Annotated in this window: 17 protein-coding genes; 15 read left to right on the top strand and 2 right to left on the bottom strand. The window is 69.0% G+C overall.

The window, feature by feature from the left end; genetic code table 11:
- The first annotated feature begins 75 nt into the window (after window positions 1-75).
- Both EAO75_RS34555 and EAO75_RS34550 read left to right on the top strand, forming a co-directional pair.
- A complete protein-coding gene (locus EAO75_RS34555; RefSeq protein WP_147999107.1) occupies window positions 76-528 on the top strand; it encodes a GntR family transcriptional regulator in 453 nt (150 codons plus the stop codon).
- The gene (locus EAO75_RS34550) at window positions 525-1,427 is read left to right on the top strand and encodes a phosphotransferase enzyme family protein (protein ID WP_147999106.1); all 903 of its coding nucleotides are present in this window, start codon (window positions 525-527) and stop codon (window positions 1,425-1,427) included. Before EAO75_RS34555 ends, EAO75_RS34550 begins: the two co-directional genes overlap by 4 nt.
- Window positions 1,428-1,432: 5 nt before the next feature.
- Here the strand turns inward: EAO75_RS34550 and EAO75_RS34545 are convergent, their stop codons facing one another.
- Window positions 1,433-2,806, bottom strand: a complete 1,374-nt coding sequence (locus EAO75_RS34545) for a hypothetical protein (protein WP_147999105.1) — start codon at window positions 2,804-2,806, stop codon at window positions 1,433-1,435.
- A gap of 566 nt (window positions 2,807-3,372) precedes the next feature.
- Between EAO75_RS34545 and EAO75_RS34540 the strand changes: the two genes are divergently transcribed.
- From EAO75_RS34540 to EAO75_RS34525, 4 genes are all read left to right on the top strand, one after another.
- Window positions 3,373-4,146, top strand: coding sequence for a DUF4097 family beta strand repeat-containing protein (locus tag EAO75_RS34540; RefSeq protein WP_147999104.1), 774 nt, complete (start codon window positions 3,373-3,375; stop codon window positions 4,144-4,146).
- Between the two features lie 124 nt (window positions 4,147-4,270).
- Complete coding sequence (locus EAO75_RS34535) at window positions 4,271-4,561, top strand: hypothetical protein (protein WP_148000454.1); 291 nt, start codon at window positions 4,271-4,273, stop codon at window positions 4,559-4,561.
- Window positions 4,558-5,232, top strand: a complete 675-nt coding sequence (locus EAO75_RS34530; RefSeq protein WP_147999103.1) for a GGDEF domain-containing protein — start codon at window positions 4,558-4,560, stop codon at window positions 5,230-5,232. The genes EAO75_RS34535 and EAO75_RS34530 overlap by 4 nt, the downstream gene beginning before the upstream one ends.
- A gap of 62 nt (window positions 5,233-5,294) precedes the next feature.
- The gene (locus EAO75_RS34525) at window positions 5,295-6,230 is read left to right on the top strand and encodes a DUF2637 domain-containing protein (RefSeq protein WP_148000453.1); all 936 of its coding nucleotides are present in this window, start codon (window positions 5,295-5,297) and stop codon (window positions 6,228-6,230) included.
- 231 nt (window positions 6,231-6,461) lie between these two features.
- Here the strand turns inward: EAO75_RS34525 and EAO75_RS34520 are convergent, their stop codons facing one another.
- A complete protein-coding gene (locus tag EAO75_RS34520) occupies window positions 6,462-6,932 on the bottom strand; it encodes a hypothetical protein (RefSeq protein WP_147999102.1) in 471 nt (156 codons plus the stop codon).
- A gap of 102 nt (window positions 6,933-7,034) precedes the next feature.
- Between EAO75_RS34520 and EAO75_RS34515 the strand changes: the two genes are divergently transcribed.
- From EAO75_RS34515 to EAO75_RS34470, 9 genes are all read left to right on the top strand, one after another.
- The gene (locus EAO75_RS34515) at window positions 7,035-7,400 is read left to right on the top strand and encodes an RRQRL motif-containing zinc-binding protein (RefSeq protein ID WP_148000452.1); all 366 of its coding nucleotides are present in this window, start codon (window positions 7,035-7,037) and stop codon (window positions 7,398-7,400) included.
- A gap of 145 nt (window positions 7,401-7,545) precedes the next feature.
- Window positions 7,546-9,762 carry a cell division protein FtsK gene (locus EAO75_RS34510; RefSeq protein ID WP_147999101.1) on the top strand — a complete coding sequence of 739 codons (2,217 nt, stop codon included), beginning with the start codon at window positions 7,546-7,548 and terminating at the stop codon, window positions 9,760-9,762.
- Window positions 9,763-9,903: 141 nt separating this feature from the next.
- A complete protein-coding gene (locus tag EAO75_RS34505) occupies window positions 9,904-10,158 on the top strand; it encodes a hypothetical protein (protein WP_147999100.1) in 255 nt (84 codons plus the stop codon).
- A 19-nt stretch (window positions 10,159-10,177) separates the two neighbouring features.
- Complete coding sequence (locus EAO75_RS34500) at window positions 10,178-10,447, top strand: hypothetical protein (RefSeq protein ID WP_147999099.1); 270 nt, start codon at window positions 10,178-10,180, stop codon at window positions 10,445-10,447.
- Window positions 10,444-10,638, top strand: a complete 195-nt coding sequence (locus EAO75_RS34495; RefSeq protein WP_147999098.1) for a hypothetical protein — start codon at window positions 10,444-10,446, stop codon at window positions 10,636-10,638. The genes EAO75_RS34500 and EAO75_RS34495 overlap by 4 nt, the downstream gene beginning before the upstream one ends.
- Before the next feature lie 14 nt (window positions 10,639-10,652).
- A complete protein-coding gene (locus EAO75_RS34490; RefSeq protein WP_147999097.1) occupies window positions 10,653-11,132 on the top strand; it encodes a hypothetical protein in 480 nt (159 codons plus the stop codon).
- A 91-nt stretch (window positions 11,133-11,223) separates the two neighbouring features.
- On the top strand, window positions 11,224-11,934 hold the full coding sequence (locus tag EAO75_RS34485; RefSeq protein ID WP_261989555.1) for an SAM-dependent methyltransferase: 711 nt from the start codon (window positions 11,224-11,226) through the stop codon (window positions 11,932-11,934).
- Complete coding sequence (locus tag EAO75_RS34480) at window positions 11,931-12,803, top strand: bifunctional DNA primase/polymerase (protein WP_147999096.1); 873 nt, start codon at window positions 11,931-11,933, stop codon at window positions 12,801-12,803. The genes EAO75_RS34485 and EAO75_RS34480 overlap by 4 nt, the downstream gene beginning before the upstream one ends.
- Window positions 12,804-13,131: 328 nt before the next feature.
- Window positions 13,132-14,595, top strand: a 1,464-nt coding sequence (locus EAO75_RS34470) for a YfjI family protein (RefSeq protein ID WP_148000449.1), incomplete at its 3' end; no start/stop codon positions are given.

Genomic DNA, 14,595 nt, shown 5'->3' with positions numbered 1-14,595 from the left:
CGCGGCGTACGTGGAAAACTTGAATCCGTGAGGCGCCCACCAGGACGCCGGCTAGGCAGAGGAAGGGGAGGCCACGTGCCGCAGGGCAGTCCGCGAGGTACGTACCTGGAGGTCTCGGAATCTCTCCGCGAGAAGATCAGGAACGGCGAGATCACTGAGGCGCTGCCGTCTCAGTCGGCCCTTGTGAGCGAGTACAGCGTGAGCCGCAGCACCATCGAGCGGGCTCTCGCCGCGCTCAAGACTGAGGGCGTCATCGAGTCGGTACAGGGTGCCGGGTGGTACGTCTCCGGGAGCGGTGACCGCCGGCCGCTGGTTGAGAAGGTGACCGACCTGTTGCGGGCCGAAGGGGTCAGCGTCGGCGATCGCTTCCCCACCGAGAAGGAGCTGTGCGAACGGTTCGGGGCGRCGCGGACTGCCGTCCGTTCTGCCATCGCACAGATGGAGGGGCAAGGGTTTATCGGCAAGGGTGCCGCGCGAGGGCGGGAAGTGCGTGCACTGCCGGCCGGACAGGGGACTCAGAAGGCATGACGACGACCGAGCGCACCGAGTTCGACGCAGACGCGGCAGAGGCCATCCTGCGGAAGGCGTGCGAGGTCGCCGACGTGGACCCGGACGGAATCGAGATGCTGCGATTCGGGGACCATGCGGTATTTCGAATCGGCGGCGGCCGGATCGTCTCAAGGGTGGGCCGTAGCCCTGATCGTCTCCCCTCGGTTCAAAGGGAAGTGGCTGTAGCGGAATGGCTTGCTGCTGAGGAATACCCGGCGGCACGTCTCGTGACAGAGGCCGAACAGCCAGTCGTCATTGAGGGGCATCCGGTGACGTTCTGGGAAGGTCTCGCTGACGGGGAAACGTACGCGAGTACAGGCGAGATGGGTGAACTACTGCGGCGGCTTCACGAACTGGATTCGCCGACTTTCTCTCTGCCGCCCCTTCGGCCATTCGATAAGGTCATCCAGCGACTGAACCGTGCCACTATCCCGGACAGGACTCGCGCTTTCCTTTCGGGTATGGCAGATGATTTGATGGGCGAATATGGCCGTCTCCGGTTCGCGCTTCCAGCCGGACACCTGCATGGTGACTTCAACGTGGGTAACGTCCTGCGTGATGCGGTCGGGCACCCGAAGGTCATCGATCTGGATGGGTTCGTCACAGGTCCGCGAGAGTGGGACTTGATGCAGACCGCCATGTACTACGACAGCTTCGGTTGGCACACGGAAGCCGAGTACGCCGATTTCATTGCCGGGTACGGATTCGATGTGCGGGAATGGTCTGGATACTCCGTACTGCGGAGCATGCGGGAAATCTTGATGGTTACTTGGCTTTCGCAGAACGCCGGTACCGACCCGCGCGCGGCGGAGGAAGTTGAGAAGCGGGTGGAAAGTCTTCGCTCGGGTGGCTCTCGTCGAGATTGGGCACCCTTCTAGGTGCGTCAACCGACCTGTTGCCAGAGACGGAATCCACGGGCCTGTTCCTCGAACTCAAGGAAGTCCGTGGCCCGCCTCATTCCCGGCGTTACCCGGCCCTGGAACTCCCGCACGTACTGAACACAACGTGCGGACTTCAGACCCTCGCCAAGTCTCAACGCGTTCAACGCGATGCTAAATCCTTGACCGATCTCACCCTGATTGATGTACGCCTCAGCCTGAACCATCGTCGCGAAGAAGTCGCTTCGGTTGTTCAGGCCGTCGCCGAAGATGGAACCGGCGCCCCGCGCCGTGGCTTCGACGGAGCGACCCAGGTCACGGAAACAGTGGCCTATCTCGGCTGCAAGCTCGATTTCGTCGAAGTACGCGATGTACGGCGGATCACTGTCTGGAGTTCGCAGACCCAGCATGCGTTCCGCCTCCGCGAGGGCGAGGTCACAGCCTCGCTCATCCCCGAGACGGGAGAGTGCCCGCGCCTCCATGGCGCGGAATTGTGCCGCCATCGTCGGCCCGAGGACGCCGGCGGGACCTGTGTACGCCGCACGGGCGAGCGTCGCGGCGTCCTGGTACCGCCCGAGGAACGTCGCCTGATGGCTCATAGCCGACAGGATGCTTCCGCCGAGAAGCCTGTCACCGGCCGCTTGCGTCATGCGAAGTGCCTGGATGAGGTACCGCTGAGCGATGCCGTGAAGGCCACTGTCGTACGACATCCAACCGGCGAGTAGGAGCGCTTCCGCCACGGCTGAGTGCAGTTGCCTGCCCACGTCGTCGGAGTATTTCCCGTCGAGCATCGGCCGGACATCCGTGTGCAGGTATTGAATCAGTGCCCGTCGGGCATGGCCACCGCCGAACTTGCCGTCGAGCATGCTGAACGCGTCGGCTGTCGAACGCACCATGTCCACGTCCACGGCGCCGACCGCCTGGTTGCCCGCCCGCGTCAGTTCTCCGTCCGGAGGGGTCACGATCCAGCGCAGGGATGCGGCGTTCCAAGCTGCGGAATCGGGCAGCGTCCGAACCAACGTCTCAGCGTCGGCCAGGTCGGCGCGCCAAAGGTCGGCCACGGTCTTGGCAGTGCTCTCTGGCTTGTCCGCGAAGTCAAGCCCCAACTCCGGCTGTACGGCGGACACCGCCGCGTCGCCCATCCCGATGTCATCGATCGTGAGGTGACGCCCCAGCTTCCGCCCGATCGCGTTGGCGATGAACTGAGGCATGTTGCCGCGCGGGATGGAGCCCTTGAGCCACCTGGTGACGTACGTGTGATCGCAGGTGATGTCCTCGCCCGACCGGGCGGCAGCGGCGACCACCGCGCGGGCAAGCGACTTGTGGGAGAAGTCGGCGTCCTGCATGAGTGCGGCCAGTCTGGCGTTCGGGTCTGCCATGGAACCCCCAGAGAGCGGCCCTAGTTCCAGCTTGACTCATCGTCACTCTACGCAGGTCAGGGCCTGGGTGCAGAGGGTTTGCACGTAGGAGTGCACGAGTGCACCCCCAAGTGCACGCTCCCGAATTCCTCGCCGGCTGGCGACAGTTGAATCACCACCGCACGGGGCGGGCCAGCGGTTCCGAGTCGAAAACCACGGGTTGACGGCGCGGAATCCTTCTGCCAACGTGAGTGGTAGGTATTACACACCACGCAGTGAGCGGGGCTGTGTACGCCGCCGTGCAGCGCCCAGAGAGCCCCGTGAAACGGGTTCGAAGGAAGCGCCGGTTCCTTGAGAACTCAACAGAGTGCTTAGAGATTGGCGGGGATTTGACCTCGCCCCCGTGGCGGCCGGGTGATGACCGTCGGCCCCGGCAGTCAGCCGTGAAGGGTGCGGGATCGAATCCCGCCCGGGGCGCTTGGCCCGCCGCTTTCGCGGTGTGGGCCTCGCCTGGTGCGGCGGCACTCCCGGACAAGGACAGCCCGCCGTACTCGGTTCCTCTCCCGACACAGGCAAGGAGTTCCTCCATGACCGAGCGCGTTTTCGCCTCCGTCACCTCCGGCCCGATCGTGCTGGGCCTCTCGCTTCCGGTCGGAAGCATCCGGGTTCAGGTTCTCGACAGCCTGACCACCGCACGTGTGGTGCTGCGCACGGACGACACTTCCGGGCTGGCGGCCGACGCAGTGAACGGGGCCCGCAGCACGCAGAACGGTCAGGCGTTTGGCATCGAGGTGCCGGAGATGCCCGGCAACGTGATGGTGCAGGGCCGACGCGGTAACCGCATCGTGCAGAGCGTCGGCACGGTCTACGGCTCGATGACAGGCGTGACCATCATCAACGGCCGCGTCGTCTCCGGTGGCGGGGGCGGCATGCAGACCGTCAGCCCGATCGAGGCGACGGTGTGCCTGCCCCCGGGATCCTCGGTAGCGGTCGTCTCGCAGTCGGCCGACGCGTGCGTCTTCGGCTACGTCGACCGGATGGAGTTCCGTTCCATCTCCGGCGACCTGGACGCCGACGGGGTCCGGGAGCTGCGGGCCCACACCACCTCCGGCGACATCACGGCCGGACGGATCACTGAGCAGGTCACCGCTCAGTCGGTGTCCGGTGACATCGAGGTGGGCCTGTACGACGGCCGCGCCGCCACCTTGGGCACCACCTCCGGCGACATCACGGTGCATGCCACCGACGGCGCCGCCGGACACGTCAGCGCCCACAGCGTCTCCGGCGACGTCCGCATCTCCGGTGCCCGGCACCTGAACGTGTCGGCCCACACCGTCTCCGGCCGCGTCCGCAACCGCTGATCGGCACCACAGCTCGCATTCCCTGATTCCCCGCAGGTCGCGGGGCGGTCGCACTCCCGGACAAGGACAGCCGACCGCCCCGCGCCTTCCCGACGTACCTGAACTGGAGAGATCCACCATGCGCATGCGCACCTACGTTGCCGGCCAAGAGGCTTACGGCGACCTGGAGTTCGCGGAACTGGCGCTCGGCATCGACGTCGAGTTGTTCCGTGGCCCGCTGGAGTTCGAGACGGACAGCGATCGCGCGGCCCGCGAGGATGCGGCCCGCGACATCCTCGCTGACCTGCGCCGCGAGGCGGAGGCCGGTGACGAGATCGCCGGTTGGGACGCCCTGTACGCCGACGCCCTTTCCCGCACGGTGCCATTCCTGCGCGCCGTTCGCGGCCACCGTTCGGGGGCGGGGGAAGCGGCATGAGTGAGCTGATGTTCGCCGCCGCCACCGGCATGCCGTTAGTGGCCGGCTGGTCCGTTCACGCGCTGCGGCTCACGCGCCGGATCGAGGCCGCCCGGCGGGATCCGCTGTCCGGGCTGTGGACGCGGGGTGCGTTCGAGACCCTTGCCGCCCGCACCTTGGCCCGCTGCCCGCACGTGGCCGTGGTCCTGGTGGACCTGGACGGCTTCAAGGAGGTCAACGACGACCACGGGCACGCGGCCGGGGACGCCGCGATCCGCTCCACGGCCGCGAGCCTGACCGACGCTCTGAGCGAGAGTTCGGGCGCGGTCGCCGCACGGTTGGGCGGGGATGAGTTCGCAGCCGTGGTCCCGCTCGCCCACCCGATCGCGCTGCCGTGGCTGTTGAACGGCCTGCACGGCGAGATCACCGCCCCGTTCCGTCACGCCGGCCGTGACCTGGGTGTGGGTGCCTCCATCGGCGCCGCCCTTACCAGCGACCTCACCTCGCAGGCCCGGCCGGCCGATGCGCTGGCGCTGCTGCTACGGCTGGCGGACGAAGCCATGTACGCGGCCAAGCGAACCGGGGGCGGCTGGCACTACGCCGCCACCATTTCCCCGACCGCGGGCACGACGGCCGGGCGCCGCACCGGACGCCCCGGCACCCACACCACGCACCGGAAGGGAGCGGCGTGACTGCCGAGAATCCCCCCACCGGCGCGCCCGTGGTCGGGGTGCCGCCACTGACCCGCCCGGAGATGGGCCTTGCGGGACTCGGGGCGCTGGCCGCCGCCGGAGTCGGCGCGCTCGGTCTGATCGCCTCGTTCGACGCCGTCTCGGAGGCTGCGGAGCGCTGGGGGTTCGGTGAGCCGTGGATGCTGCCCGTCGGTATCGACGTGGCCATCCCGGTGTTCACCGTGGCTAACCTGCTGCTGATCCGGATGGACATGGCGCTCGCGTGGGTGCGGTTCGTGCCCTGGGTCCTGACCCTGGTCACCTGCGGCCTGAACGTCGCCTCCGGACAGGGCATGTGGGCGAAGGTCGCGCACGGCACCATGCCGCTGCTGTGGGTGGTGTTCTCCGAGATCGGTGCGCACATCTACGCCGTCCGCATCGGCGCCGCCACTGGCCGCCGCATGGAGAAGATCCGGTGGTCGCGGTGGCTGCTGGCGCCGCTGTCGACGTTCTTTCTGTGGCGGCGGATGACGCTGTGGGAGGTCACTTCCTACAGCGTGGCGCTCGCCTGCGAGCGTGAGCGGCTGTTGGCCCGTGCGGACCTGCACGAGCGCTACGGCCGGACGTGGCGGTGGAAGACACCGCGACGCGAGCGCGTGATGCTGCGCATGGGCGAACTGGCCCCCGCCGCACAGCAGGAGACGCCCGCACCGCCCCCGGTGAAGACCCCGCCGGCGCCCGCGGCCGACGCTAAGCCGCGCCCTCCTCGCCGGAACCCCATGAAGGGCAAGGCCAAGACACAGCGCACCTTCGAGGAACTGCTCACCGAGGCGCGCAAGGCGACTTCACAGTGGTCGGACACGGAGCTGACGGCGGACCGGCTGCGCACCACGCTCAAGGTCTCGCAGGACAACGCCCGCAAGGTCCGTGACGCCCTCAAGAGCGAGCGTGCCGACGGCCGGCCCCTGCACTCCGTGGACGCCCCGACGGGCGAACAGTCTGAAGCTGAGGCCGCCTGATGTCCCCGGCATTCGGGCGGTGCTACGACCCGACCGGTGCGCTCCACGGCATCCCAAGTGGAGTTCACGCGGGTTCCCAGAGAGGTACCGGGGTCACATCACAGAAAATGCGCAGGTGAGCAACCTGAGCCGGGCGAATTGGCGAGTGCCCGAGGTTCTCGCACTTACAGGCAGATTCCGCGAGCGGAGCCGGGAACGTGCCGGTGAGTGCGGGAATCCGGAAGCCACGCCTCAGGCAATCCACGCCTCGCCGTGTCGATGCCGATCCAACCCCACGGCTGAGAACTCGTCCTCGCCTGCGCTTGCCACGACGCCCAACCGCCGCAGCGCTTGAGAGATCGGACTGCCGGCGGGCGGAAAGGGCTGGCCCTCCACTATCTGGAGCGGTCCCAGCACGATAGTGCCGCCGTCCCACACGGCAGCCCGCTGCTCACCCACACCGCCGAAGTACTCAGCTTCCACGTAAGCCACCGGCCTACCGGCTGACCAGTCAGCGAGGGCCTTCTCGAATCCTCCCGGCAACCGCCAGAACCCCAACGCGCCTACACCGCTGCCATCTGCGACGGAATCGAACAGGACGCCGGTCATCGGCATCAGCGACAGGCCCTGTCCGATCGACGCCAGCCGAGCAGCAGGCAGGTCCCGCGCCGCGCCGCGCAGCACCTCCCCGTCAGCGATCACTGCTTGCAGGTCGTAACCCATCCAAAACCCCTCCAGATCGGAGGCCCCATCTTGTCCCACACAGCGAATCGGAACCCGCGCGGTATCCCCGACCCGGACCACCACACCCCCAGCGGGTTCTCGCTGGAGCACCGTCCAGATACCTCGAACGCGCTGGTTTCCACCTACCCGTGGCACCTCGCCCCGGAGGGCTTGGCCACCCGCCGTCAGCTCCGTGCTCAGGGCTTACGGCCGGGCGGGCAGCCGATCGCGGCGCAGGTGATGCGGGTCAACCGGCGGACCGGGGGCGTGCGAGTCGGCTACCTCTACCGCGTCGAGTGCGCCAAGCCGGTGCGGCCGATGACGTCGCGCAAGTGGGGCGCGCTCGCCCTGGCCATGCTCGCCCGGCGTACCTGCCCGCGCTGTCTGCTGGACGTCGGCTACTGCATCCCTCGCTCGTACGGCATCTGCGGCATGTGCATCGCCGCCGAAGAACAGCGCGCCACCTGAATCGCAGGCCTGCACGGTGACCGGATCCCGGTCATCAACAGTCGTGCACGGCACCCACCATCGCAGCACGGGCCCGGCCGCCCACCTCCCACAGCGTCGGCCGGGCCCGCCTTTCCCTCACACCCGAAAAGTGGAAGGAATCTCAGTGAACCACCCCGACGAGAACGAACTGTTCAACCGAATCGAAGCCGAGATGAGCGGCGAGGTGGTCGACCTCGGCAAGGCCCGATCCGCCCGGGAGCGGTCGGCCGACCCGGCCACCCGACCCGACGCCGACCCGTCGGCCGACTCCCGCCCCGGCGAGTCGGGTGATGAGTCGGCCGACCCGACCGCACCCGTGATGGTCGACCAGTCGGCACAGAAGGCGACCGGTCCGGGCTACCTCGGTCGGCTGGCCGCTGCCAAGCGTCGGGACGTGGTCCCGCTGTGGCTGCGCTCGGTCGCGGAACTCAAGACCGCGTCGGCGTGGGTGGCCCGCCACTACACGCATGTGGCCGGGTACCACGCCCTTCGCTCCCCGGTCTACGCCCTGCGCCTGGCCATGCAGGCTCCGACCGGCCTCGCCCGGTTCGTCGGCGGCACCATGCGGTGGATGGCCGACCGCGAGGGCGAACCGGTCCGACTCGCCGCCGTACGCCGCGAGGACGCTGCCGAGTACCTGAAGCTCTCCCGGCAGCGCGATGGGCGCGTCCGACTCCGCACCCTGGTCGCCGTGCTGGCGATGTTCGTCGGGCTGGGTGCAGCGCTCGCCATCTACGTGCTCGCCCCCGACTGGCTGCAAGCCATCTCCGTGAGTGCCCTGGTGCTGGCGTTCGGGGCCGCCGGACGTAAGGCGGATGATCCTGTTATCCACAGGGCTGTGGATGTTCCCAAGGCAACCAAGCTCACGTCGGACATCGTCCTTCGGGCGCTCGGAGCGCTGGGCATTCCGGCGATCAACCAGGCGCAGGCCAAGGGCCGGGACGGGTTCGAGTTCACCGCCCCGATCACCCGCGACGGCCCGGGCTGGCGTGCGGAGGGCAACCTGCCCTACGGCGTGACCGTGACCGACGTGATCGAGCGGAGGGACCGGCTCGCATCGGGTCTGCGCCGGCCGCTGGGCTGTGTGTGGCCGGAGGCCGTCTCCGACGAACACACCGGCCGGCTCGTGCTGTGGGTGGGCGACCAGGACCTGAAGTCCGCGCCCAAGCCCGCCTGGCCACTGCTGAAGTCCGGCACGGTCGACCTGTTCAAGGCCATCCCCTACGGCACTGACCAGCGCGGACGCTGGGTCGCGGTCACCCTGATGTTCATCGCCGGTGTCATCGGCGCGATCCCGCGCATGGGCAAGACCTTCCTGCTCAGGCTGCTGCTGCTCATCGCCGCTCTGGATCCGCGGGCTGAGCTGCATACCTACGACATGAAGGGCACCGGCGACCTCGACCCGGTCGGCGAGGCCGTCTCCCACCGGCACGGCGTCGGCGAGGAAGACGAGACCATCCAGTACGCGCTCAACGACTTCCGCGCCCTGCGCGAGGAACTGAGGCGCCGTACCAAGGTGATCCGCTCCCTGCCCCGGGACATCTGCCCCGAGTCGAAGGTGACCAGCCAGCTCGCCGACAAGCGCTCGCTCGGACTGCACCCGATCGTGATCGGGGTGGATGAGTGCCAGGTGCTGTTCGAGCACGCAGAGCACGGCAAGGAGTTCGAGGCCATCGCGACCGACCTGGTCAAGCGCGGTCCCGCCACGGGGATCGTGCTGCTGCTGGCCACCCAGCGGCCGGACGCGAAGTCCCTGCCCACCGGCATCAGCGCGAACTCTGGTGCCCGTTGGTGCCTGAAGGTCATGGGCCAGACCGAGAACGACATGGTCCTCGGCACCTCCGCCTACAAGCGTGGCGTACGCGCCACGATGTTCGCATGGGGTGACAAGGGCCTGCACTACTTCGTCGGTGAAGGCTCGGACGCCCGGATCGTCTCGGGTGCGTTCATTGACGCGCCCGGCGCCGTGGCCGTCGCCGCCCGCGCCCGCATCATGCGTGAGCAGGCAGGACTGTTGTCCGGGTACGCGCTCGGGGAATCTCCCGAGGCCGTAACCGGCCCGTCCTACGACCTGCTCGCGGACGTCGCGGCCGTGGTGCCGGAGAAGGAAGAGCGGATCTGGAACGAACGGATCGCCGCCCGTCTCGCCGAACTGCGGCCCGACGTCTACGGCGGCTGGAAGGGCGAGAACGTCACCTCGGCCCTCAAGCCGCACGGCATCAAGACGCGCGACGTCGCCGGGACGACGGACGACGGCACCCGCACCACCCGGCGCGGCATCGCCCGCGCCGACCTCCTCAAGGCGATTGCGGAGCGTAACGAAAAGCCCGGCGCCGCATAGCCCTGACACGGTGCTACCGGTAGCACCCACACCTGCTACCGGTAGCACCCCCGCTAGCACCTTGAACTAGCTCTCACCTGTGACCTAGCGGATAGCACCCCACCTGCGGAAACCCCCGAAAACCCGCCCGGAGGGCCCTTCATGACCCCCATCCTCCTTGCTGTCGCCTGCCTGATAGTCGTCACTCTCGGTTACATCGGTCTGTGTGCGGCCTCGCCGTTCGGCTACTGCCGCAAGTGCCGTGGCATGGGCCAAGCGCTCAAGGCCGACCGCAAGGGACGCCTCAAGCGCGGCAAGGACTGCCGCCGCTGCAAGGCGACTGGCAAGCGCATCCGCGTCGGCCGCTGGCTCTACAACCGCTGGGCCCGCATCTACCGCGCCGGCACCACCAACTGACCACTGGAGGAACCTCGCCATGCGCAAGATCCTCGCCACCACCGTGACGGCCCTCGCCGCCGTCCTGGTCCTGACCGCGTGCAACCCGAACTACGCCGTCGGCCCGGCCGGGACCGTGAGCGACCGCAGCGCCGCCTACTTCAAGTCCGGCGGCTGGCGCTACCGGCTGACCGTCACCACGGCCGACGGCCAGCGCCGCGAGTTCCGCGTCACCCGCGACGAGTACCGGAGCTGCTTCCGAGGCTCCGCCTACCCCTCCCGCATCCACCGAACGGAAGGCTCCCGATGATCCTGAACATCTCCGCCGTGCTGCTGTTCGGCGCCGCGTCCGCCTTCGCCATCAAGACCAAGTCCGCCGGGGGCGGCGCCGCCCTGGTGCTGTTCCTGTTCGGCTTCTTCGCCGCCGGAACCGGCGCCTACGAGCCGATCCACAACATGGTGCAGGCGTCCGCCGACGCCCTGTCCGCGCTCGGGAACTGAAGGCAGGCCCCGCCATGGACAACCACACCCCTGCCCTGCGGCCGGACGTACGGGCGCCCGGGCCCGCGTACGACCCGGCATCGCTGGACCTGTACGCGCCCGGCCCGGCGGCCGTCGAACTGGCCGCCGAACGTGGCCCCGTGGTGTGGGTGCCCGACGCCTACGGGCGCATGGTCCCCATGCCCAAGCACCTCGCCCCACTCCCCATGGCCCTGCCGGAGCCGCGCGACCTCACCCCGCTGCCGCTGGTGGACCCGATCGCACAGCGCTTCCTCGGGGCCGGCCTCGGGGGCGGGGCCCTGGCGGCCGGCGTCGGCTACGGCATCGGCGAGATCGTCAACGCCGCCACCGGATTCGGCACGGGCGCCGCCATGTGGATCGCTCTCGCCGTGCTCGCCTGGCGCATGCCCGCCCGGTCCATCGCGAGCGATGGGCGCGGCAGCACGGTCAACATCCGCAAGGCCGTGATCAAGCGCAGTCACTTCCACGGCTAGCTATGCCCGTGGGCGGCGGCACTCCCGGACAAGGACAGCCCCACCGCCCACGGTCTCCAATCCCGACGTAGCAGAACAGGAGACCTACAGCATGCCCCAACTGCAAGTTGTCGGCGAGGGCCGGACGGCCCCTGCCACTCTGACGAGTCACCGGCCCCGGCCGCGCCTGCTGGATGCGTTCTGCTGCCAAGGCGGGGCGGCCATGGGCTACCACCTCGCCGGGTTCGACGTCACTGGCGTCGACATCGCCCCTCAGCCGCGCTACCCCTTCACCTTCGTGCAGGCGGACGCGATGGCGTTCATCCGGGAGCACGGGGCAGAGTTCGACTTCATCCACGCCTCGCCGCCGTGCCAGCACGACAGCGACTGCCAGCGCCTCCAGGGCAACGCCCACCCCGACCTGATTGGCCCCACCCGCGCTGCGCTGGAGTCCACCGGCCGTCCGTGGGCCATGGAGAACGTCCGGGGCGCGCTGCCCAAGCTGCGTCGCCCGGTGATGCTGTGCGGGCCGATGTTCGGTGTGGAGACCTACCGGCACCGCTACTTCGAAGTCGGCGGACTCCTGCACTTGCCGCAGCTTCCGCACTCGGCGCACACCGTGCCGCAGGCCAAGATGGGCCGCCCCGTCCCGCCCGGCCACTACGGCCAGTTCGTTGGCAACTTCTCCGGCGTCGCCCTCGCCCGCAAGGTCATGGGCGTGCCGTGGATGAACCGCGACGGCATCCGCGAGTGCATCCCACCCGCCTACACCGGATGGGTCGCTGCCCAGTTCCTCACCCTGGAAGGGAGGAACGCCGCATGACCCCCACTCACCTGCGCACCGCCCTGGACCTTGCGGCGGCCGGTGTCCCCGTACTGCCGCTGCGTGAGGGGAAGGTGCCGTTCGGGAACTGCCGCGCCTGCGCGCGCAATGCGTGCGGCGGGCGCCCCAACATGAAGAGCGCAGGCCCCTGCCGGTGCGCCGCCGTCTGCCATGGATGGGCCGCTGCCACGACCGACCCGACCGTACTCACTGCCCCGGCGTGGGCCACGGCCTGGCGTCAGGCCGTGGCGGTCGCCTACCACCCCGGCGGGGCCGGGGTGACCGTGGTCGACCTCGACCACGCAGCCGCCGTCGCATGGGCCCGAGCATCCCTGCCCGCCACCCGGACCGTGTCGACCACACGCGGCGAACACTGGATCTACCAGGGCGCTGTGCGGTCGGCCAATGCGGTCCGGCCGGGCGTGGACATCAAATCCCTCATGTCCTACGCCCGTTGGCTCGGTCCCGGCACCGGACGCATGACCGATCTGCCGTCGGCCGTCCGCGCCCTGGTGGTGAAGGAAGAGACCACCCCCGCAGCCGGAGAAGTGGTCTCTTCTCTCCCCGAGCGCGCCACGTGGGACCGCACCGTGGCCACTGGGTGCCGCCACACTGAGGGCTACGTCCGCACCGGCCTCACGCGCGGCCTCGCCAAGGTCCGCTCCCACACCGAATCCGGCGCCGGATCACAGGCGTTCGGCGTCGCCCGCTTCCTCGCCCGGCAGCACGCACAGTGCCCCGGCCCGTGCGGCCTGAACGCCATCGGGGAAGAGATCGTGGCCGCCGCCGTCTCCGTCGGCGTCCCCGAGCCCTACGCCCGCCGCTCAGTCACCAACGGCCTTGAGTCCGCCTCGGAGCGCGCGGCATGAACAATGCATCCCGAAACCCCGCAAATAGCCGTCAGGGCGCCGTGCAGGGCCCGCCACGGGCGGCCGTAGGCGAACCGAAGGTCGGCGCCCGCAAGGGCGTCCTTTCTGCCCTTGGTTCCGACCCGCAGACGGTCACCGTCACCGGCATCACCCCGGGTCTTCAGATCCAGTGCGAGGGCGTGCCGGTCGCGGACTGGCTGTGCGCATGCGGGCACCACGAACGCGCCCGGGGCCGTGCCGCCGTCATCAGGCTCACGACCCGCGTCTCCGTCGGCCAATGCCCCCACACGACCGCTGAAGGGAGGGCAGCAGCATGACCACCCAGTCCGTGGACAGCCCCGACCTGTGGGCAGGACTGCCCACCCTGGAAGCGCCGCCCGGCGAGGACGATGCGGCACCGGACGTGTGGGAGGACCCCATTCCCCTCACCGGCCGCCGTGAGCGTCCACCATTTCCCGCTCACGTCCTCCCCGCCTGGCTCGGGGAGTTCGTGACGGCCGTCTCCGAGGAGACGCAGACCCCGGTGGACCTCGCCGGGTCTATCGCCCTCGCCGTGCTCGCCACGGCGGCCGGCGGCCGGTCTGTGGTCCACGTACGCGGCAACTGGCGCGAGCCCACCAACCTCTACACCGTCGTGGCGCTCCCGCCCGCCAACCGCAAGTCCGCCGTCTTTGCGCTGCTGACCAACCCCCTCTATGAGGCTGAGAAGCAGCTCAAGACGGCCATGCAGCCGGTGATCGTGGAAGCGGAACTGACAGCCCGGTTGGCCAAGGAAGCAGCGGACAAGGCCGCCGCCAAAGCCGCGTCCGCCGACAACGACAAGCGCGATGACATGGTGAAGACCGCCGTGGGCCTCGCGCAGACCGCCGACACGCTTACAGTCCCCGCCGAGCCGGTCCTGTTGGCGGACGACTCCACACCCGAAACGGTCACCTCGCTCATGGCGGAGCAGGGCGGCAGGCTGTCGGTGATGAGCGCTGAGGGCGGCATCTTCGACATCATTGCCGGCCGCTACTCCGGCGCCCCCAACATGGAAGTCTTCCTGAAAGGGCATGCCGGGGACCGGCTACGGGTGAACCGGCAGACCCGCCGCGAGTACATCGACGCGCCCGCGCTGACCATCGGCCTCGCCGTGCAGCCGGACGTGCTTCGGGACATCGGGAAGGTGAAGGGGTTCGAGGGACGCGGACTGTTGGCCCGCTTCCTGTACTCCCTGCCGGTGTCCACGGTCGGCGACCGGCAGATCATCACCGACCCGGTCCCCGAACAGACGGCCGCCACCTACACCACGAAGGTCATCGACCTCACCCTGTCCCTGGCGGAATGGACCGACCCGGCCATCATCCAGCTCACCCCGGAAGCGGACACGGCGCTGATCGACTATCAGCAGCGCATCGAACCACAGCTCAAGGCACGCGGCGGCAAGCTGGGCCACATCTCCAACTGGGCTGGGAAACTCGCCGGAGCGACCGCCCGCATGGCCGCGCTGCTGCACCTCGCCGAACACGGCGGCAACGGCTACGCCCACCCCGTCACCGAAGACACCATGCGCGCGGCCATCGAGCTGGGGGACTACTACACCGCCCACGCCCTCGCCGTGTTCGACGCCATGGGCGCCGACCCGGTCCTGTCCCGCGCCCGCAGCGTCCTGGACGCCCTGAAGGACAACCGGTGGGACGACGTCAGCCGACGGGACGTCTTCAGCGTCCTGTCCCGCAGCGAGGTCCCCACCGTTGCCGACCTCGAACCCGCCCTCGCGCTCCTGGAAGACCACGGCTATCTGCGGTCCTAC

It is taken from the genome of Streptomyces sp. UW30 (genome assembly GCF_008042075.1).
Lineage (GTDB): Bacteria > Actinomycetota > Actinomycetes > Streptomycetales > Streptomycetaceae > Streptomyces.
The sequence above is the reverse complement of the archived record's forward strand: the minus strand, read 5'-3'. Positions and strand labels throughout refer to the sequence as shown.

Excerpts from the sequence above, each read along its gene's own strand:
- EAO75_RS34545 (WP_147999105.1), bottom strand. The coding sequence starts at position 2,806 with ATGGCAGACCCGAACGCCAGACTGGCCGCACTCATGCAGGACGCCGAC.
- EAO75_RS34500 (WP_147999099.1), top strand. The coding sequence starts at position 10,178 with ATGCGCAAGATCCTCGCCACCACCGTGACGGCCCTCGCCGCCGTCCTG.
- EAO75_RS34490 (WP_147999097.1), top strand. The coding sequence starts at position 10,653 with ATGGACAACCACACCCCTGCCCTGCGGCCGGACGTACGGGCGCCCGGG.
- EAO75_RS34535 (WP_148000454.1), top strand. The coding sequence starts at position 4,271 with ATGCGCACCTACGTTGCCGGCCAAGAGGCTTACGGCGACCTGGAGTTC.
- EAO75_RS34495 (WP_147999098.1), top strand. The coding sequence starts at position 10,444 with ATGATCCTGAACATCTCCGCCGTGCTGCTGTTCGGCGCCGCGTCCGCC.
- EAO75_RS34485 (WP_261989555.1), top strand. The coding sequence starts at position 11,224 with ATGCCCCAACTGCAAGTTGTCGGCGAGGGCCGGACGGCCCCTGCCACT.
- EAO75_RS34540 (WP_147999104.1), top strand. The coding sequence starts at position 3,373 with ATGACCGAGCGCGTTTTCGCCTCCGTCACCTCCGGCCCGATCGTGCTG.
- EAO75_RS34525 (WP_148000453.1), top strand. The coding sequence starts at position 5,295 with ATGGGCCTTGCGGGACTCGGGGCGCTGGCCGCCGCCGGAGTCGGCGCG.
- EAO75_RS34505 (WP_147999100.1), top strand. The coding sequence starts at position 9,904 with ATGACCCCCATCCTCCTTGCTGTCGCCTGCCTGATAGTCGTCACTCTC.
- EAO75_RS34480 (WP_147999096.1), top strand. The coding sequence starts at position 11,931 with ATGACCCCCACTCACCTGCGCACCGCCCTGGACCTTGCGGCGGCCGGT.
- EAO75_RS34530 (WP_147999103.1), top strand. The coding sequence starts at position 4,558 with ATGAGTGAGCTGATGTTCGCCGCCGCCACCGGCATGCCGTTAGTGGCC.
- EAO75_RS34520 (WP_147999102.1), bottom strand. The coding sequence starts at position 6,932 with ATGGGTTACGACCTGCAAGCAGTGATCGCTGACGGGGAGGTGCTGCGC.
- EAO75_RS34550 (WP_147999106.1), top strand. The coding sequence starts at position 525 with ATGACGACGACCGAGCGCACCGAGTTCGACGCAGACGCGGCAGAGGCC.